This window comes from Microbispora rosea (assembly GCF_044460045.1).
Lineage (GTDB): Bacteria > Actinomycetota > Actinomycetes > Streptosporangiales > Streptosporangiaceae > Microbispora > Microbispora rosea.
The window spans coordinates 601,021-619,423 of record NZ_JBITJO010000005.1 but is presented as its reverse complement, the minus strand read 5'-3'; the positions used below and the strand labels follow the sequence as shown (position 1 = coordinate 619,423).

Below are 18,403 nucleotides of genomic sequence, written 5' to 3'. Positions count from 1 at the left end.
ACGAGCCGGCGTAGGCGAACTGACCCGGGCTGGTCAACGCGGCACGCAGCGCCTGCGTCCCGCCATCGCCCACACCCGCGATCGCCTGATGCGCCCGGTCGCGCAGGACGTCGTACCTGTCCCCGACCGCCCTGCGCAGGTCCTTCAGATCCTTGTCCCCGGCCGGCCCGTCACCGTCGCTGATCACGACCACCATCGGCTCCACCGAGCCCTGGAGCGACAGGTTGTCGAGGATCTGCTTGGCCCGGCCGAGGTCAAGCCAGTCGCCGGCGCTCCTGTCCGCGCCGGACTGCAGGAACAGCACCGGGTAACCCTTGGGCCCCGCGGGACCGGGAGGGGCCTTGGGTCCGGGATCCTTGGCCTGGTAGCCCGGCGGCGTCCAGACCAGCGCCGACCGCTCCTTCTTCCTCACCTCATAGGTCAGGGTCTCGACCTTGCCGCCCTGTCCCTGAGGCGCGTCCGCCAGCAGGCGCGCCGAATCACCCTGAACCAAGAAGGTGCTCCAGAGAGGCTTGGAGCCCACGCCGGCGGCGTTCGTCGGATCCTTGAAGCTCTTGGTGTCGTCACCGGTGACCTGGTAGTAGTACAGGCCCGGCTTGAGCGGGCCGAGGGCCCCCGACCAGACGTCGCCCCGGCGGGTCAGACCGTACTCCGCCCAGGCGAAGGAGGGACCGAAGTTGCCCTCGATGACCACCTGTGACACCTGACCCGCGTTGGCCTGGACGTAGGCGTCAGGGACATTGAACGACGCGTAGCCGTCCTCGGACACGTTCAGCCACGGGGTGTCCGCCGTCGCCGGCAGCGGCGGCGCGAGCGATACCGCCGCCATCGCCATGACTCCGGCGGTGATCGCCGCCGAAAGCCGGCGCACGCCCGTGGGGCGCACGCTGCCGTCATTCCATAACGTCATACCGAAACTCCTTCATCGTCGGCAGTGGACAGGCCCCGAACTGGCCGACCTGGATCGTCGGTGGATGAGCGGTTGGTTCTGTGCCTGCACCTCCGTCCGTCGCACGTTCGCCCTGTTCGCCTGAACCGCTGGGTGCAGCCGTCGGCGTGTCAGGGTTCTCGTCGTGGTCTCGACGGTGCGAGGAAGCCGCGGATCACCGAGCAGGCCGGAAGCGGCAGTCGGCGTAGCCCTTTCACTGATCGGTCGCGTCGGCGACGTCGGTATGCGCGGGACCTCGCACCCGAGTCACTGGTCCGATGCCGCCGCTCCCAGCCCTCGGGGTACGCCCCTTTGAAATCGCTGACGGCGCGGACGATCAGGACGGAGCCGGACTGCGTCAACGTCCTCCATCACACCCCTGAGCACCTCAGCCGAATCAGGACTGGAAGCTGTGGGTCACCCGACCCGGAACGTCGGTACACGTGCGCCGCGGGCTCGCCGCCGTCGGCCTTGACGGCCACGCCACTCGTGGAATCGCACTCGATATCGGCTCCGTTGCCGATCTTCAACGTAAGCGACATCGATTGTTAACGCAAGCAACTTGCGATACCTCTCGACACGCCTGCCGTACGTCCCGAAGGCTCGGGCGGGAAAAGGGCGGCGCAATCGTCAAACGATTGCGCGCGGGTGTCTCACGCCCTTTCTCAGGCCCTCCGTCGAGCGTGGGCAATGCCGACGACGAGCGAGGCCGTTCCATCGCCCGCGTGACCGAGGGCCCCGGCTAGACCCGGTCCGCCGGCACGTATCGTCGTGTCCGAGCACCAGGAAGGCCAGGAAATGAAGATCGCTGTCATCGGGGGAACCGGCCTCATCGGATCCCGGGTGGTCGAGATTCTGAACGCGCGTGGACACGAGGCGGTGCCGCACTCGAGGTCCACCGGTGTGGACCTGCTCACCGGCCGGGGCGTGCCCGAGGCGCTGACCGCCGCCGACGTCGTCGTCAACCTGACGAAGCCACAGAGCTTCGACGACGCCTCGCCCGCCTTCTTCCGCAAGACGATGGACATCCTGCTGACCGGTGCCGAGGCGGCCGGCGTCGGCCACGCGGTCATCCTGTCGATCGTGGGCGCCGACCTGGTGCCCGGCTCGGTCTACTACCGGGCGAAGGTGCTGCAGGAGGACCTGCTCAAGGCAGGCCCGGTGCCGTACTCGATCGTGCGTTCCACGCAGTTCTTCGAGTTCATCGACACGGTGCTGTCCTGGACCTCCGACGAGCACACCGTCCGCCTGCCGGTCACTCTCATGCAGCCCATGGCCGCCGACGACGTCGCCCGGGCCGTGGCCGACGTCAGCGTGGGAGTCCCGCTGCGAGGCACGCTGGACATCGCGGGCCCCGAGGTCTTCGCGCTCGACGAGCTGGGCAGGATCACCCTCGCCGCCCGTGGCGACCGCCGCACCGTCGTCACCGACGACAGCGCCGGCTTGTACGCCGCCGCCCCGGGCTCCGCCCTCGTCGCCGGGGACGGCGCCGTCATCGCCACGACCACCTATCGGGAGTGGCTCGCGCGCTGACCCGCCGACGCCCTGCCGCGTGCTCTTCTACCGCGCACGGTCTCGGCGCCGCGTTGTCACAGATCGGATACTCTGCCCTGTCTTCGAGGCGACCGTACGTTGCGCAGCGACAGGAGCAGGACCTTGCCACCAGCAGGCACCACGATCCGGATCCGGGTACGGATGAGCGCCCGCGCCATCGATGAGCCGCACCGCGTCTCGAGTCAGCTTGAGCTGCTGTTCGATCTCACCTTCGTCGTCGCGGTCGCGGCCGTCACCGCCCAGTTCGCGCACGACATCGCCGACGGTCACAGCCTGGCGGGGCTGGTGCCGTTCCTTCAGGTGTTCTTCGCGATCTGGTGGGCGTGGATGAACTTCACCTGGTTCGCCTCGTCCTACGACACCGACGACGTCGCCTACCGGCTGCTGACCATGGTGCAGATGGCCGGCGTGCTGGTCCTCGCCGCCGGCGTGCCCGCCGCGGCGAGCCGCTCCGAGTACGGAGTCATCACGCTGGGCTACCTCGTGATGAGAATCGGGCTCGTCGCCCAGTGGCTGCGGGCCGGTCTCGAAGACCCGGCGAGGCGCCGCACCGCGTTCCGCTACGCCGGTGGCATCGCCCTCCTGCAGATGGGCTGGCTGTCGCGGCTCGTCCTCGTGGAGACGGGAGTCCTGCCCTCGTCCTTCGGCCTGCCGTTCTTCGTCTGCCTGGCCGCCCTGGAGCTCGCGGTGCCGTGGTGGGCGGAGCGGGCCATGGCCACCCACTGGCATCCGCACCACATCGCCGAGCGCTACGGCCTGTTCACGATCATCCTGCTCGGTGAGAGCGTGCTGGCCGCGAGCAGAGGGGTCGGAAGAGCACTCGAGGCGGACGCGGTCGGCGGCTCCTTCGTCGTGATCGCGATCGCCGGTCTCATCCTGCTGTTCGCTCTGTGGTGGCTGTACTTCCTCGGGCCCGCCGGGGACGGTCTCAGCGACCGCCGTAATCGGTCCTACCTGTGGGGATACGGCCACTATGGGATTTTCGCGGCTCTGGCGGCCCTCGGCGCCGGGCTCGAGGTGGCGGTGGAGCGGAACGGGCACGACGTCGTGGCGTCGTCGCCGGCGCTCGGCTACGCGGTCGCCGTACCGGTGGGGGTCTGTCTCGCCCTGCTGTGGGCGGTGCACGTGCTTGTCGTCGCAAAGCGCGTCATGGTCCCCGCCGCGGTTCTGGCGTGCGTCGTCATCGTCCTGTCGCTGCCGCTCGCGACGCCCTGGGTCGGCGTCGCCGGCACGGTCGCGGCGATCGCGGCGGTCTGCGTTCTGCTGGTCGCGGCCACGATCTGGTCGGCGGCCGCCGGGTCCCGCACGGCGAGCACGTCGTCATGACCCCTCTCACGTGACCGGTGACGAGTTGACGTGAACTTTGCGGCTGCTGTCACAACCTCGGGGGCTGTCCGGTCTTAGCTGGCGACCGGGTGGCAACGAGGCGGCCCGGCGGACAGAAAGAGAGCGCGATGAAGATCGTCGTTATCGGCGGCACCGGCCTGATCGGGTCGAAGCTGGTGAAGAAGCTGGGCGAGCAGGGCCACGAGGCGGTGGCGGCCTCGCCGAACACCGGCGTCAATACCCTGACCGGCGAGGGGCTCGCCGAGGTGCTGGTGGGTGCGCAGGTGGTGGTCGACGTGTCGAACTCGCCGTCGTTCGAGCGGACCGCGGTGCTGAAGTTCTTCGAGACCTCCACGGGCAACCTGCTCGCGGCCGAGGCGGACGCGGGCGTGGGTCACCATGTCGCGGTGTCGATCGTGGGAACGGAGCGGATGCCGGACAACGGCTACTTCGCGGCGAAGATCGCCCAGGAGCAGCTCATCGAGAAGTCGGGGATCCCGTTCTCGCTCGTGCACTCGACCCAGTTCTTCGAGTTCGACCGCGGCATCGCGGACGACGCCACGGTGGACGGCAAGGTGCACATGGCGCATGTGCTCTTCCAGCCCATCGCGGGCGACGACGTCGCCGAGGCGGTTCGCCGGACCGCCCTGGGATCACCGCTGAACGGCAGGGTCGAGATCGCCGGGCCCGAGCAGTTCTGGATGGACGAGTTCTTCCGGCAGGCGCTGACCGCCTGGGGCGACCCGCGCGAGGTGGTCACCGACCCGCACGCGCGTTACTTCGGCAGCGAGCTCACCGAGCACTCGCTGGTCCCGATCGGCGACGCCACCCTCGGCATCATCGGCTACCGCGACTGGCTCGACCGCTCCGCCACCGGCAAGTAGGCCGACGAGGCCGTTCATGCCCGAGGGCGCGCACGCGATGACCGCCGTCACCGGCCGCGCCGCTGTCCCACCGGTGCCGCTGTCCCACCGGCGCCGCTTGCCCCAGCCGAGCCGCGCGGGTCCCCGCGGTCATCGCGTCCCGCCCCGGCGAGCCGTCCGCCCACGACACGGAGACACGACACGGAGAGAGGAACGATGGCCGCACCGAGCGACGAGAACGAATTCCTGCACGAGCTCGAAATCGAGGTCGAGGCGGAGGTGATTCAGGTCGAGTCCAGCCGTCCTGAGGACGCCGCCGGCCTGCCGGTCACCGACTGGCTGTTCGACCCGGCAGACGCCGAACGCGAGGAGATCGGCCTGCGCGGTCTGCTCGCCGCGGTCGAGGTGCTCGAAGACGACCTCCGGCCCGGCGACCCCGCCGCGTAGTACGGCCCCGAACCAGGTCGTGCCTGACCGGTCAAGCCTGCTGCGCGTGGCCCAGGCGGGCCCCGCCCCGGCTCGGTCAGGCGTCCGCCGCAGAGGTGACGTGCAGGGCGACCGGCCGGAGGACCAGGCCGTCGGTCCACGTCACCGACTCGGGCGAGCCGGTGAGGCGGAGAGCGGGCCGGCGGGTGACCAGGGCTCTGACGGCCTCGGTGAGCTCGACCCTGGCGAGGCTGGCGGCCAGACAGCGGTGCGCGCCGTAACCGAATGCCACATGCGGGTTGGGAGGGTGGTGGGTGAAACGGTGGATGTCGAACCGGCCGGGCTCGGGAAACGCCTGCGGGTCGTGGTTGGCCGCGTTCAGGTTGGGCATGACGACCGTCCCCGCGCTCAGCGGGCCGCTGGGCAGGTCGATGTCCTCGGTGATGCGGCGCATGAAGGCGCTGGCGGGCGGCCCGTCGAAACGCAGGACCTCCTCGACGGCGGTGGCCGTCAGGCTCGGGTCCGCGACCAGCTCGTCCCACTGGCCTGGGTGGAGGAGCAACCGGAACACGCCACGGGCGATCATCGAGGCGGTCGTCTCGTACCCGGCCGTGATCAGTGAGAAGACCGTGTTGACGAGCTCGCCCTCCGACAGCCGGTCGTCGGCGTCCCTGGCCTGGATGAGCAGGTCGATGAGGTCCTCGCCCGGCGAGAGGCGATGCTGGGCGACCAGTTCGGCCGCGTAGGCCATGAAGTCGCCGTAGCCCTCGTAACGCGCCTGCTCGGTGGCCGTGGAGGTGGTGAGGAACATGTCCGTCCACTGGACGAACCGCTCGTAGTGGTCCATCGGCACGCCGAGCATCTCGCAGATGACGTGGGCCGGCAGCCGCAGCGCGTACTCCTGGACCAGCTCGAAGCGGTCGCCCAGGCCGTCGAGGAGCTCTCGGGCGGTCGCCGCGATTCGAGGACGCCAGGGTTCGATCTGGCGCGGGGTGAAGGTGCCCTGCATGATCCGGCGGTAGCGCGTGTGCTCCGGCGGATCCTGGTTGATCAGCGCGTCCGGGTCGTCGTCGATGCCGACGCCGCTCACGAACCGCGGCAGTCCGGGGATACGCAGGTTGCGGCTGGACGCCGGCGAGGCCAGCAGGGCCCGGACGTCCTCGTACCGGACGGCCATCGGGACGCGGTCGCCACTGGGCATGGTCGCCGGCTCCAGCGGCCCGCACTCGCGTCTGCGGGCGAACTCCGGTGGTGGCGTGCCCAGTGGCCCCGGCACGATATCCGGCCCGATGCCCGGCCTCATGCCGGGCTCAAGAGTGGGCCCGATGGTGGGCTCGGTCCCGTTCGGATCCAGCTCGGCGGTCACTGCAACCCCTTCCGTCCGGGTCGCCCGGGGTGCGGCCTACGCGGAACGTACGAAATGCCACACCATCCGTCAACGGACGAATTCGAAGGAGGAGCTCGTGAACCGCGAAGACGTTCACGGCGGCTGTCACAAGTCCGGCGGCTGTCCGGTCTTAGCCTGCGACCGGTCGGCACCACGCGGTGCGGCGAGCGCCGCAGACCCGGGCCGCCGGGCGGTCATGGACACGAACACCACTGTCGCCGGAGAGGTAGGACTTTGACGAAGGATCTGGAACCGCAGGGAACGGTCGCCGCGGCCGGGCCGGCGCCGATCGACACCCTCGACAGCCTGCGTGAGCACCTTCAATGGGCGGTCGAACTCGAACATGCGACGTTGCCGCCATACCTGTGCGCGCTGTACTCCCTCGATCCGGAGCACAACCCGGAGGCCGTAGAGGTGGTGGGCAGCGTCTTCGCCGAGGAGATGCTGCACCTGGCGCTGGCCGCGAACCTGCTCAACGCCGTCGGCGGCCGGCCGCGCCTCGACACGCCGGAGATGTTGCCGCCGTACCCCCGGCGGCTGCCCCACAGCGACCTGGAGCTGTCGTTGCTCCCGTTCGGCCCGGAGGCCCTGGAGATGTTCCTGCGCCTGGAACGGCCGGCCCCGCCCGGCGCCCCGGCGGAAGGCGACGGCTACGAGACGATCGGGCAGTTCTACGACGCGATCGAACAGGGCCTGCGCCACCTGTGCGAGCGGCTCGGCGAGCGGGAGGTCTTCTGCGGCGACCCCGCGCGCCAGGTGAGCGGCAGCCATTTCCGGCACACCGCGGGGTGGGTGTTCGCGGTGGAGGACCTGGAGTCGGCGCTGGGGGCGCTGAAGGAGATCGTCGAGCAGGGCGAGGGTACGGCCCGGGGCGAGGTCTGGGACGGTGACCAGGACGTCTTCCACCCCGACCGAGACGAGGTCGCCCACTACTACCGCTTCAGGGAACTCCAACTCGGACGGCGCTACCGGCGCGGCGACACCCCGCAGTCCGGGCCCACCGGTGAGCCGGTCTCGGTGGACCCGTCCGCCGTGCGCCCGATGCGGCCCAATTCGCGGCTGTCCGATCACGCGCCGGGCAGCGCGATCCGCACCGCGCAGGACGAGTTCAACCGCACCTACTGCACGCTGTTGAACCAGCTGGAGCAGGCCTTCGACGGCGAGCCGAAGATGCTGGGGGCCGCCGTCGGCACGATGTACGCGGTCAAGGCCCAGGCCGAAGCCCTGTTGCTGATGCCCGACGTGGACGGCACCACGGCCGGCCCCACCTTCGAGTACGTGCCACCCGAGTCGCGCTGACGAACGCCTGCCGCGGTGGGGAGCCGAGCTCGGCGAGCGCGCTCTTCGGCTCGTCACGCCCCTGATGCCGAACCGGCGGTGCGTGCGCTCACGAGCACCCACGCGTGCCGGCCGCGCGTCGATGCCCCGGCCGCACGTCGATGTCCCGGGCGCACGTCGGTGGCGCATGCGCGGGAACGGCGAGCCGGGCGTGCGGAGGCCGAAGGCGGGAACCGGTGCCGGTTCCCGCCTTCTCGCTCTCACCGCGCCTCGTTCTCACCGCGCCTCGTTCTCAGCGCGCGGTGGTGAACAGGAACGCGCAATCCTGTACGGCCTCCACGCGGTGGCGGCGTTCGGGCATGGCCAGCAGATCGCCGGGCCGCCCGTCCCACGAGTCGCGCCCGGCGACGAGCCGCACACGACCGTACAGCACGTGCACCGTGACCTCGCCGGGATGCTCGTGTTCGTGGATGTGCTCGCCCTGTCGCAAGGCCATCACGGTCTGCCGCAGCGAACGGTCGTACCCGCCGTGCACGGTGGTGGCACTGCGACCGGTGTCCGCCTTCCGGGCGAGTGCGAGCAGGTCACGGGCGAGTGCGGTCAGCGAAACCCGGGTCATGACCGCGGCGCCCGACGGTCTCGCCGGGCTTCCAGCTCCTCCGGGCCGACCACGGTCAACATCGGCTGGCCGGGTGCGCAGAACATCGTCACCACGAACACCGACTCCTCGTCGGCGAGGTGGTTGCCGTCCTGGTAGTGGATCACGTCCCCGCCGGGCTCCCAAAACGTCTCACCGGCCCGGACCACCCGCGCGGGCTCGCCTTCGAGCTCGAAGTCGACGGCTCCCTTGACCACGAACCCGTAGGCGGGCCCGGAGTGCCGGTGAGGCGGCGTGCCAGGGCTGTCCGGCGGCAGCGTGACCAGGATCGTCATCGCCTCGGCCCCCTCGGGCGCGGGCGGGGCCACCTGCACGCTGCCGACCATGTCGAACTCCGGCGGCGGACCGCTCTTGCCGGGGTTCTCACGGTCGTGAGCGCGCGTGCGATCGGTTCTCATCGGGCTTCCTCCCCGAGACGGGGGCCGGCTCGATCCGGCCGTACACCAGCTCAGACAAGACAGCGTCCCGATGCGTGACGGAGGGCCCCCGGCCCTTTCATCGTCTTTTCCGATGCCGCGCGCGGAGAGTTCAGCGGCCTCGCGCCGACCGGTTCCGCGGCCTGTCGTCGGCCACGACTCCGTAGCCGGAGGCGCGGAAGAGGAAGGAGGCCCAGGAGCGGTAGGGCCGCCACGCGTCGGCCACCTTCCGGTAAGCGGCAGGCGGAGCGTCCTCCGGCAGGCCGTACGCCTCGCGCAGGATCGCGAACAGGCGTGGCTCGTCGCCCGGGAACGCGTCCGGCGCGCCCGCGCCGCGGATCAGGATCAGGCCGGCGGAGAACGGCCCCACGCCGGGCAGGGCACGGAGCTCCGCCAGCGCCTCCTGGGGGTCGAGCGCGCGCAGGTGCTCGGTGGTGAGCACGCCGTCGAGCGCCGCCTGGGCCAGCCCGCGCAGCCACTCCTCCTTCTGCGCGGGCAGGCCGAGACCGCCGGCCTGCAGCAGCGTCATGGGCGGAGGAAAGGCGGTGTAGGTCTCCCCGTCCACGACGACCTTCGCGCCGTACCGCTCCGCGATGCGCTGTTTGAGCCGGGCGGCGACGAGCATCGACGTACGCTGCACGATCACCGCCCAGCACGCCGCCTCCCAGGGGCTCCAGAAGCAGAGCGGGCGCAGGCCGGGACTCTTGCCCTGCAGGTCGCCGAGCACCGGATCGGCCTCGCCCACCGCGGCGAAACCGGAGCCGTCCACGTCGAGGGACAGGATGCGGGCCACCTCGGCCCGGATCCGCGGCCCGGCGGCCCGCGTCGTGGCGACGGCGACCCCCTCGGGCGCGGCGGTCACGGTCACGCCGATCGGCAGCCAGTCGGACTCCGCGCAGTAGGCGAAGCGCAGCGCCCGCCCGTCGGAGGGCAGCCCGCTGGTGGCCGGCCAGTCCTCGACGAAGCTCAATGTGGCGCCGAAGTCGAACGGGCCTTCCGCCGTGAATGTGAAACCGTGCCTGGTCATAGGCCACATCGTACGAGGCCCGGCCGACAAACGATCTCTTTCTGCGGCCTTGCCCGGCCCCCCTGGGCCAGACCGGATCCTCGAGAACGAGGAACACCGGAGCGGACGGGAGGTACGGTCGGGATCATGGAGATGCTGGCGTGCGCGCTGATTCTTCTGGCCCTGCTCGAACGCCTGTGGCGATGGGCGGCCAAGGTCCGCAAGTCCGGCCGGTCCATCTCAGCCACCGGATTCGACGAGTTCGCGGCGGCCTTCCTCTCCAGCAAGCGGGCGCAACTGGAGCAGCGGCAGAGCGAGACGATGCTCCGCGACGACGAGACCGACGGCGCGCCACCCGCCAACCGCATCGACACCGCCCGCAACAAGATCACGATCGTCGTGCCGGGCAAGAGGTAGCCGCCGCTTCGGAGCGCGCTGCGCCAGAGCTTGTCGAAAGCTTTCGGCAGAAGACTTCCGACTTTCACTGTCGCCCTTCCACCCTCGTTGCCTATTCTTCCGTTGCACGGCGGCCTTCCGGTGTGACCAAAACCGGACCAACTGGCATTCCCGTGCCGATCATGGAGCGAGCATCGTGTCGAAACTTTTCGGTGACAGTGGGGAGACCGGCCTCGCCGACGAGCCGGCCTTCCAAGGGATGACGGGCTCATGGTGACGGTGGCGTTCAGCGGCACGCGGGAGGGCCAGGCGCCGCTGACCTGGGGACAGCGACTGATGTGGCGGGCGGTCCACCTGATGGGCGACAGCCAGACCTTCCTGAGCTGCCCCTGGGTGCTCCCGGTGTACGGCAGACGTGATCTCGGCAGCGTCCTGGAGGCGCTGCGCGTGCTGCTCGAACGCCACGAGAGCCTGCGGACGACCTTCGCCCTCACTCCTGAAGGGCCCGTGCAGCGGGTCGGCCGCGGCGGCGAGCTGACCGTGGACCTGGTGGACGCGGGACAGGACCCGGCGCTGCGGGTCGCCGAGCGGGTCGCGGGCGAGCTGGGCCGGACGCCCTTCGCGCACGACCGCGACCTGCCGCTGCGCGGCGCCGTCGTCGTCAAGAACGACCGCCCGATGGCGCTGGCGCTCGCCTTCTCCCATCTGGCGGTGGACTTCCAGGCGCTCAACACGCTGTCGGAGGAGTGGAAGGCACTGCTGCGCGGCGAGAAGCTGCCGCCAGCCGAGTGGCAGCCGATGGACCAGGCCGCCGCGGAGCGCGAGGAGCCGTACCCCGCCCGCTCGGCCAAGTCCGTCCGCTACTGGCACTCCGTGCTGGCGGACGGACCGCTGGACGTGTTCGACCATCCGCCGCATGACGCGGACGACCCGAGGTTCATCGAGGTCGGCATGGAGTCGGTGGCGCTCGCCGTCGCGGCGCAGCGGCTGGCGGAGCGCTGGACGATGAGCACGACCAGCGTGCTGCTCGCCGCCTGCGCCACCGTGCTGGCCGTCGTGAGCGGCCGCCCGCGCGCGGTCATGCAGCTCGTGCACAGCAACCGCCGCGACGCGCGTACCCGCGCGATGGTCGGCACCGTGGAACAGGACGGCCTGTTCGTGCTCGACCTGCCCGCCACGGACTTCGCCGCCGCCTGCCGGGCCGCGCAGCGCGGGGCGCTCAGGGCGTACCGCAACGCGCACTACGACCCGTTCGAGATGCAGGCCATGCGCGAGGAGATCGGCCGCCGCCGCGGCCGGGAGCCCGACCTCGACGCGTTCTTCAACGACAGGCGGACCGTCGGCACCTGGCCGGGCCTGCCTCCCGTCGACCGCGACGAGGACGTGGCCCGCCTCACCGAGAGGACCGGCACGTACGTGACGAACGCCTGGCCGGGTGTCCGGTTCAAGGCGTTCTTCACGGTCGTCTCGGCCCCCGACACCGGGAAGCTCAGCCTCATCGTGGACACCGCCTACCTGCCCCAGGACACCGCCGAGGCGATGCTGCGCGGCGTCGAGGCCCTGCTGGTCCGCGCCCTCACCGAGGACATCCCGATCGCCTCCGTTCCCGAAGTGTGCGGCGTCGGCCCCTACGACGGGCAGATCAGGACTGCTGGATCGCCAGGCGCAGACCGAACCCGATGACGATGAGGCCGGTGAGCCGGTCCAGGGCACGCTTGACCGGCGGCCTGCGCAGCCAGCCGCGCAGGATCCCGGTGAACCCGATGAGCACGGCGCTCCACACCAGCCCCTCGCAGACGTGGACGCCCGCCAGCAGCACGCCCATCACCGCGTGCGACACCCCCTGCGGCATGAACTGGGGCAGCACCGCGATGTAGAAGGCACCCACCTTGGGGTTGAGCAGGTTGGTCAGCAGGCCCCGCCGGAACGCCCGTCCCCACCCGGCGTCCGCCGGATCGGGCGGCGCCGCGTCGTCCGCCCCGCTCGTACGGCTGTGCCAGAGCATCCTGCCGCCCATCCAGATCAGGTACGCCACACCGGCCCACCGCACCACCTCGTACGCCACCTGGGAGGCGGTGAGGAGAGCCGACAGGCCAGCTGCCGTGAGCAGGCCCCACAGCAGAGTGCCGAGCTGAATGCCGAGCACGACGGCCCAGGCCGGCCTCCGGCCGGCGAGCAACGACGTACGCAGGATCAGCGCCGTGTCCAGACCGGGCGTCAGCGTGAGCAGCGCCACGATCGCGGCGAACGAAGCGATCGCACCATAGACATCCACAACGGCCACCGTAACGGCCGTTTCATCCGGTCGAGCTCCCGGAACAACGACACCCAATCGCATCGCCAGAGAAACCTACAATGCGCGACATAGCATGAAAGGCATGGACGAACCGCAGCCGGTCGCGCTCCCCAACGGCCGCAATCTGAAATGCGACACGTGCGAGAACGAGTTGTTCGAGGTGCGCCGGTGGAAACTCCAGACGACGGGCATGACGTTCATGAATCTCGACTGGGCCAATCGCGACGCCACCTGCTTCGTGTGCAGCAGTTGCCGTCGTATTCACTGGTTCCACTGGTGATCGGGAATCACAGGTAGCGCCAGGCGGCCGCGATCTCTCGCAGGGCCTCCGGCACGAGGCGGCGCATACGGCGCAGATGGGGATTATGCGCTCGCCGGTTGAGGCGCTATGGCCCTGGCCGCTCAGCTCAGGTCGGACATGTCGAGTACGAAACGGTAGCGGACGTCGTTGCGGCGGAGGCGGTCGAGGGCCTCGTTGACCTGCGACGAGGGGAGCAGCTCGATCTCGGCGGTGATGCCTTTGCCGGCGCAGAAATTCAGCATGGCGGCGGTTGCGGGACGGCCGCCGCTGCCCGCGGAGGTGAGTTTCTTGCGCCCCACGAGCAGGTCCATGGTCTCCACCGTGAGGGGTCCGAGATGCCCAATGTGGCTGAGCGTGCCGTCCAAGGCGACCAGTCGCAAGTACGGGCTGAGGTCGTGCGAGGTGGAGATGGTGTCGATGACAACATCGAACCCGTCTCGGGCCGAGGCCAGCTGTTCCGGATCTGTGGACACGATGAAGCCGTGGGCGCCGAGCCGGCGTGCGTCGTCTGCTTTGTCGGGTGAGCGGCTGATGACCGATGCGGTAGCGCCGAGCGCCACCGCCATCTTGACCGCGAGATGCCCCAGCCCGCCCAGCCCCGCCACGGCGACGCGGCTGCCGGGACCCACGCCCAGCGCGTGCAGGGGTTCCCAGACTGTGACGCCGGCGCAGAGCAGGGGAGCGGCGGCCGCCGGGTCCAGACCGGGGGGAAGCGGGTAGGCGAACCGGTCGCGGACGACGTACTCGCGGGAGAATCCCCCCAGGGTGGTCGATCCGTCCTGCCGGTCGGTGCCGCCGTAGGTCAGGGTCGGGAAGGCGTAACAGAAGTTCTCCTGACCGGCCCGACACATGGGGCACTCGCCACATGAATCGACGATGTTGCCGACCGCGACCCGGTCGCCGACGCGAAAGCGGGTGACCGCGGGCCCGGTCTCGGTCACCACGCCGGTGAACTCGTGACCCGGCACCAACGGATGCTCGGCCGCGCCGTCGTGGTCGCGCAGCGCGTGCAGGTCGCTGTGGCAGACGCCGCAGTAGTCGATCCGCACGGCGAGATCGTCGGGGCGCAGGTCGCGCCGCTCCAGCGGGGCCCGACGCAGCGTCGCCGCCGGGCCGTCCGCCCACCATCCGATCGTGGTCCGCACAACAACTCTCCTTAAACAGACTGTTCGGTTTATTGGGAGAGTACGCGCCATCCGCCCCCTCAGCAAACCAACCGTTCTGTCTGGTAGCGTCGCGGCATGGTGGACCAACCCGTGACCTCGCGCGGAGCCGCGACCTACCAGCGCATTCTCGACGTGGCTACCCGGGAGTTCGCCGAGCATGGCATCGCCGGGGCACGCATCGAGCGGATCGTGTCCGCCGCGCGCACCAACAAGGCCCAGCTCTACGCCTACTTCGGCAACAAGGACAAGCTCTTCGACACGATCTTCTTCGGCTCGCTGGAGCGGATCGTGAACGTCGTCCCGATCGACGCCGCCGACCTCGCGGACTGGGCCGTACGCCTCTACGACGAGTATCTCCGCCGCCCCGACCTCATCCGGCTGGCCACTTGGGCGCGACTGGAGCGCCGGCCAACCGGCCACCTCGTGGAGGACCACGATCGCCTCGACGATCACAAGCTGCGTGCCATCGCCGAAGCCCAAGCCGCTGGGCGAGTGCGCCAGGGAGACCCGTTCGACGTGATGGCCCTGGTCATCGCCATGTCCATGGCCTGGTCACCGGTCAGCAACGTCTATGCGGCGACTGCCCAGGAGCCCTCAGACGTACACGAACGGCGCCGCACCCTGCTCCACGAATGTGTTCGGCGCGCGGTTGCGCCCAAGTGACGCCAATCGCATTCACTGTTTCCGCTGGTGATCGGGAATCACAGGTAGCGCCAGGCGGCCGCGATCTCGCGCAGGGCCTCCGGCACCTCCTCCGGGGCGGGCAGCGGACGGCCCGGCTGGACCCGCCCGCTCCGGATCTTGTCGCGCCAGTCGCCGATGCCCTTCACGAAGTCGCCGTGGTCCTTGTCGCCGTACCGGACCATCCCGGGCTCGTACTCCACGCCGAGCCAGGCGCACAGTCGCCGCAGCTCGCCTTCGGTGTCGTCGACGAGCCGCTCGTAGCGGACGTCGATGCCGTCGTGACGCCGCCTGGCCTCCTCCAGGTGGCGCATGTACTGCAGCGTGTGCTGTACGGCCTCGTCCATCGGCCGCGCCCGCGGATCCGCCTCGTGCCACGACCTGGCGATCGACGCGGGGTGGCGCAGGAGGAAGACGAACCGGGCATCCGGCCAGCACGTCGTGATGCGGCGGTAGGCGAAGACGTTGCTTGGTGTCTTGTCCACCAGGACCTGCTTGCCGCTCCGGACCAGCTCCCGGTGCAGCAGGCGGTCCCACAGGATGTGCTCGATGTCGCTCGTACGGTGGCCGGCCGCCTCCATGGCCTGCCGTACGGGATCGGTGGTGAGGGTCACGGCGACCCGCCGGACGTGCAGTTCGTGCGGCGCGTGGATCCTGCTGTGGCTGTTCAGCAGCACGCGCAGGAGCGTCGAGCCGGACCTGACCGGTGAGAGCACGAAGACGGGTGCGCGCAGCAGGCGGTCGGCGGCCGGATCCGCGGGCGGGCGTGGCTCGTCTCTCGGCTCCGCGGCGGGTATGGCCCGTGGCCGGGCTCGCGTGATGACGTAACCGGTCATCCCTTCGACGGCGGCGTTGACCCTGCTCTTCCATGCCATGGCCGCGACCGTAGGGAGGCGTGGTGGCCTCGCGGTTAACGGAGGCTGGGGATTTCCGAAGTCGGGACAGCCGAGCCGGGCGCGCCGGTCACGGTCACGCCGGCGACAGGACCAGCACCGCGTGGTCGGGCGCCACGCTCGCGAGCCGCAGGAGGATGTCGCCGATTCTGCCGGGCCGTCCCATCGCCAGCGTCAGCCCGCCCTCCGTCCGGCAGCGGCCGTTGACGCAGCTCTGGCTGACGCCGGTGTTCATGCCCTCGACGTGGAAGGCGCCCGCGCCCGCCTCGAAGCGCAGCCGCAAAACGCCCTGGTCGAGTGAGGCGATCGTGATCGCGTCGAGGCCGGTCTTCCGGTCGAGCCGCAACCGGTCTCCCTGGCGGACCGCCACCTCGCAGTCGGCGTTCCGGCACGCGTCCGGGTGGTCCGAGGCCGCGACGACCGAGGGGCTGGGCGAGGGCGCTGCGGAAACCGTGGCCGTGGAATCCGTGTCCGCGGGGATCGTGGTGGACACCGGGCCGCCCGCGGCCGCAGGTCCCGGCCGCGTCTGCGGCTCCTGCGTCCCGCACGCCGTGAGCAGCACGGTCACCGACACGGCGAGGAGACCGGCCCGGCCGATCAGGCGGGACGCGTACGGTTCTCGACGCATGACTCTCCCCGAGACCACGACGGCTACGCCGGTCCGCGGCGCCGGCGGCCGGAGCGGCCCAGGTCCCGCCGCTCGGCTCGATCGAGCCTTCCCCGAGCCCTGCGGCCCCAATCCCGCAAGCGGGGATCACAGGAGGAGGGCGCCGGTGATCTGGTGGGCGGTTCTGCGCACGGCCGCGCCCAGGCGCGGCAGCGCCGCCGCCCCCACCGGCGCGGCGACCGCGACGGCCATGCACACCCCGCCGTCCGGGCCGAAGACGGGCGCGGCGACGCAGCACACCCCCTCGGCGAACTCCTCCCGCGCGTACCCCACGCCCTCGCCGCGGACGGCCGCGAGCTCGCGTTCCAGCGCGACCGGCGCGGTCACCGTACGGCCGGTCATCCGGCGCGGGGCCGGAGCGGCGAGGAACGCGGCGCGCAGACCGGCGTCGTAGGCGAGCAGCACCTTGCCCGTGGCCGTGCAGTGCAGCGGCGCCCGGTCGACGCCGTCCGACGGCGACTTCACCCGGTTGTGCCCGTACAACCGCTCGACGTACGCGACCTCGGACCCGTCCGGCACGGCCAGGTTGACCGTCTGCCGGGTCACCTCGTAGAGCTGGAGCAGATGCGGCAGGACCGCCCTGCGTGAGCCGGGCAGGCGACGGCCCTGGACCGCCCAGCCGCGCGGCGCCACGAGGTCGACGAGGCGTCCGCCGACCGTGTAGTCGCCGCCCGTACGCGTGACCAGGCCCCGCCGCTGCAGGGTCCCGAGCAGGCGATGAGTGGTGGTCTTGGAGAACCCGGTGGACCTGTGCACCTGGGTCAGGTTCATCGGCCGCATGCCGGCGGCCAGGCACAGGAGGATCTCCATCCCGCGTTCCAGGCTGCCCAGGGCGGAGGCCGCCTCCGCTCGGCGGGCGCGATCCAACGGTACGAACAACCCCACCCCGCGACGCTCGAAGCACATCTTGATCGGCCAGCGGTCACCTTAGCCGCGCCGCGCCGCGCATGAGGGGAGAACGCGGTTGCTACGCCGAGGCCGCCAGCTCGACCTGGCGGCCGACCCCGTCGCATTCGGCCGCGGCCAGCACGGGGGCGAGCAGGCCGGGGAAGCGGGTCTCCAGGTCGTCGCGGCGGAGCACGACGAAGCAGCGGGTGCCCTCCTGACGGGTGCGCGTGATCCCGGCGTCGCGCAGGACCCGCAGGTGATGGCTGAGCGTCGACTTGGCGACGGGGGCCCGCAGCTCCCCCCATCCACGCTCCCGGCCGTCGGCCAGCAGCCGGACCAGGCCGACCCGGATCGGATCGCTCAGCGCCGCCATGACCGCGGTGAGCGAGATCTCGTCCAGTTCGGGGTGGTGCGCCTGCTTCATGGGCCAATGGTAGCTTGTTCGTTGTTCATCGAACATCGAACACGGGAGTCGCGTTGACTGGACACGCTGACGGCCGCTTCGCCGGCCGGGTCGTCGTCGTCACCGGTGCGGGCTCGGGCATCGGACGCGCCGCCGCCCTCGCCTTCGCCCGGGCGGGAGCGCGGGTCCTCGGGGTGGGCCGCCGCGCACACGCCCTCGAGGAGACCGCCCGGCAGCATCCGGGCATCGACGTGCTCGCCGCGGACCTGCGTGCCGCGGATGCGCCCGAGACGATCGCGCGTGCGGCCGCCGGCCGCTGGGGCCGGGTGGACGTGCTGGTCAACAACGCCGGCGCGACCGCGGTCATGCCGCTGGCCGAAACGACGGCGGCGCGCGTCACCGACCTGTTCGACCTCAACGTCACCGCGCCCAGCCTGCTCGCCCGGGCGGTGCTGCCCCACCTGCGCGAAACACGCGGGTCGATCGTCAACATCTCGAGCACGTACGGCCACCGCCCGCTGCCCGGCGCGGCGCATTACGCCGCGTCGAAAGCCGCGATCGAGCAGCTCACCCGCAGTTGGGCGCTGGAGCTCGCCGGGGACGGCATCCGGGTCAACGCCCTGGCCCCCGGACCGACCGAGAGTGAGGCACTCACCGCCGCCGGTCTTCCCGCGGCCGTCGTCGAGCAGACCAAGCAGGACGAGGCCCGCCGCATCCCCCTTGGCAGGCGTGGTGAGCCCGGAGAGGTTGCCGAGTGGATCCTGCACCTCGCCGATCCGGCCGCGACCTGGCTCACCGGCCAGGTCCTCACCCTGGACGGCGGTCTTGAGCTGGCCTGAGCCGAGGGGCCGCCTGCGGCCGGGGCTCTCG

Annotated in this window: 21 protein-coding genes; 10 read left to right on the top strand and 11 right to left on the bottom strand. The window is 70.8% G+C overall.

Annotated elements, in window-relative coordinates:
- Positions 1–910: alpha/beta hydrolase (locus ACIBK1_RS24850; protein WP_396738011.1), on the bottom strand; the 910-nt coding region annotated here is incomplete at its 3' end.
- A gap of 816 nt (positions 911–1,726) precedes the next feature.
- Between ACIBK1_RS24850 and ACIBK1_RS24845 the strand changes: the two genes are divergently transcribed.
- The 4 genes from ACIBK1_RS24845 (at position 1,727) to ACIBK1_RS24830 (ending at position 5,118) form a co-directional block, all read left to right on the top strand.
- Positions 1,727–2,461, top strand: a complete 735-nt coding sequence (locus ACIBK1_RS24845; RefSeq protein WP_396738008.1) for an SDR family oxidoreductase — start codon at positions 1,727–1,729, stop codon at positions 2,459–2,461.
- Between the two features lie 123 nt (positions 2,462–2,584).
- Positions 2,585–3,808: a low temperature requirement protein A gene (locus ACIBK1_RS24840; protein ID WP_396738005.1), complete on the top strand. Its 1,224-nt coding sequence runs from the start codon at positions 2,585–2,587 to the stop codon at positions 3,806–3,808.
- Between the two features lie 128 nt (positions 3,809–3,936).
- Positions 3,937–4,692 (top strand): SDR family oxidoreductase, encoded by a 756-nt coding sequence (locus ACIBK1_RS24835; RefSeq protein WP_030512474.1) that lies wholly within the window; start codon positions 3,937–3,939, stop codon positions 4,690–4,692.
- Positions 4,693–4,887: 195 nt separating this feature from the next.
- On the top strand, positions 4,888–5,118 hold the full coding sequence (locus ACIBK1_RS24830) for a hypothetical protein (protein WP_396738002.1): 231 nt from the start codon (positions 4,888–4,890) through the stop codon (positions 5,116–5,118).
- A gap of 76 nt (positions 5,119–5,194) precedes the next feature.
- Here ACIBK1_RS24830 and ACIBK1_RS24825 read toward each other — a convergent pair whose 3' ends face one another.
- A complete protein-coding gene (locus tag ACIBK1_RS24825; protein WP_396738000.1) occupies positions 5,195–6,463 on the bottom strand; it encodes a cytochrome P450 in 1,269 nt (422 codons plus the stop codon).
- A 255-nt stretch (positions 6,464–6,718) separates the two neighbouring features.
- On the opposite strand from ACIBK1_RS24825, the gene ACIBK1_RS24820 reads away from it, so the two are divergent.
- On the top strand, positions 6,719–7,783 hold the full coding sequence (locus ACIBK1_RS24820) for a ferritin-like protein (RefSeq protein WP_396737997.1): 1,065 nt from the start codon (positions 6,719–6,721) through the stop codon (positions 7,781–7,783).
- A gap of 271 nt (positions 7,784–8,054) precedes the next feature.
- On the opposite strand, the gene ACIBK1_RS24815 is transcribed toward ACIBK1_RS24820, so the two are convergent.
- The 3 genes from ACIBK1_RS24815 to ACIBK1_RS24805 form a co-directional block, all read right to left on the bottom strand.
- On the bottom strand, positions 8,055–8,381 hold the full coding sequence (locus ACIBK1_RS24815) for a cupin domain-containing protein (protein WP_030512478.1): 327 nt from the start codon (positions 8,379–8,381) through the stop codon (positions 8,055–8,057).
- On the bottom strand, positions 8,378–8,818 hold the full coding sequence (locus ACIBK1_RS24810; protein ID WP_396737993.1) for a cupin domain-containing protein: 441 nt from the start codon (positions 8,816–8,818) through the stop codon (positions 8,378–8,380). The genes ACIBK1_RS24815 and ACIBK1_RS24810 overlap by 4 nt, the downstream gene beginning before the upstream one ends.
- A 130-nt stretch (positions 8,819–8,948) precedes the next feature.
- Complete coding sequence (locus tag ACIBK1_RS24805) at positions 8,949–9,863, bottom strand: DNA-3-methyladenine glycosylase family protein (RefSeq protein ID WP_051762891.1); 915 nt, start codon at positions 9,861–9,863, stop codon at positions 8,949–8,951.
- A 126-nt stretch (positions 9,864–9,989) separates the two neighbouring features.
- On the opposite strand from ACIBK1_RS24805, the gene ACIBK1_RS24800 reads away from it, so the two are divergent.
- Together ACIBK1_RS24800 and ACIBK1_RS24795 are read left to right on the top strand one after the other, a co-directional pair.
- Positions 9,990–10,259, top strand: a complete 270-nt coding sequence (locus ACIBK1_RS24800) for a DUF6191 domain-containing protein (RefSeq protein WP_051762893.1) — start codon at positions 9,990–9,992, stop codon at positions 10,257–10,259.
- Between the two features lie 249 nt (positions 10,260–10,508).
- Entirely contained in the window at positions 10,509–11,921 is a 1,413-nt protein-coding gene (locus ACIBK1_RS24795) for a condensation domain-containing protein (protein WP_030512482.1), read from the top strand.
- Here the strand turns inward: ACIBK1_RS24795 and ACIBK1_RS24790 are convergent.
- A complete protein-coding gene (locus ACIBK1_RS24790; protein ID WP_030512483.1) occupies positions 11,881–12,513 on the bottom strand; it encodes a LysE family translocator in 633 nt (210 codons plus the stop codon). The genes ACIBK1_RS24795 and ACIBK1_RS24790 overlap by 41 nt on opposite strands.
- A gap of 103 nt (positions 12,514–12,616) precedes the next feature.
- On the opposite strand from ACIBK1_RS24790, the gene ACIBK1_RS24785 reads away from it, so the two are divergent.
- Entirely contained in the window at positions 12,617–12,814 is a 198-nt protein-coding gene (locus ACIBK1_RS24785; RefSeq protein WP_030512484.1) for a hypothetical protein, read from the top strand.
- A 122-nt stretch (positions 12,815–12,936) separates the two neighbouring features.
- Here the strand turns inward: ACIBK1_RS24785 and ACIBK1_RS24780 are convergent, their stop codons facing one another.
- Positions 12,937–13,980, bottom strand: coding sequence for an NAD(P)-dependent alcohol dehydrogenase (locus tag ACIBK1_RS24780; protein ID WP_030512485.1), 1,044 nt, complete (start codon positions 13,978–13,980; stop codon positions 12,937–12,939).
- A gap of 96 nt (positions 13,981–14,076) precedes the next feature.
- Here ACIBK1_RS24780 and ACIBK1_RS24775 point away from each other — a divergent pair, with 96 nt between their 5' ends.
- On the top strand, positions 14,077–14,664 hold the full coding sequence (locus tag ACIBK1_RS24775) for a TetR family transcriptional regulator (RefSeq protein WP_030512486.1): 588 nt from the start codon (positions 14,077–14,079) through the stop codon (positions 14,662–14,664).
- A gap of 38 nt (positions 14,665–14,702) precedes the next feature.
- Here ACIBK1_RS24775 and ACIBK1_RS24770 read toward each other — a convergent pair whose 3' ends face one another.
- The 4 genes from ACIBK1_RS24770 to ACIBK1_RS24755 form a co-directional block, all read right to left on the bottom strand.
- The gene (locus ACIBK1_RS24770; RefSeq protein WP_396737987.1) at positions 14,703–15,557 is read right to left on the bottom strand and encodes a sulfotransferase family protein; all 855 of its coding nucleotides are present in this window, start codon (positions 15,555–15,557) and stop codon (positions 14,703–14,705) included.
- 94 nt (positions 15,558–15,651) lie between these two features.
- Positions 15,652–16,203 carry a hypothetical protein gene (locus ACIBK1_RS24765; protein ID WP_396737984.1) on the bottom strand — a complete coding sequence of 184 codons (552 nt, stop codon included), beginning with the start codon at positions 16,201–16,203 and terminating at the stop codon, positions 15,652–15,654.
- Between the two features lie 126 nt (positions 16,204–16,329).
- Positions 16,330–17,127 (bottom strand): IclR family transcriptional regulator, encoded by a 798-nt coding sequence (locus ACIBK1_RS24760; RefSeq protein WP_396737981.1) that lies wholly within the window; start codon positions 17,125–17,127, stop codon positions 16,330–16,332.
- A gap of 82 nt (positions 17,128–17,209) precedes the next feature.
- Entirely contained in the window at positions 17,210–17,554 is a 345-nt protein-coding gene (locus tag ACIBK1_RS24755; RefSeq protein ID WP_030512490.1) for an ArsR/SmtB family transcription factor, read from the bottom strand.
- A gap of 53 nt (positions 17,555–17,607) precedes the next feature.
- On the opposite strand from ACIBK1_RS24755, the gene ACIBK1_RS24750 reads away from it, so the two are divergent.
- The gene (locus ACIBK1_RS24750) at positions 17,608–18,372 is read left to right on the top strand and encodes an SDR family NAD(P)-dependent oxidoreductase (RefSeq protein ID WP_396737978.1); all 765 of its coding nucleotides are present in this window, start codon (positions 17,608–17,610) and stop codon (positions 18,370–18,372) included.
- Positions 18,373–18,403 lie beyond the last annotated feature (31 nt).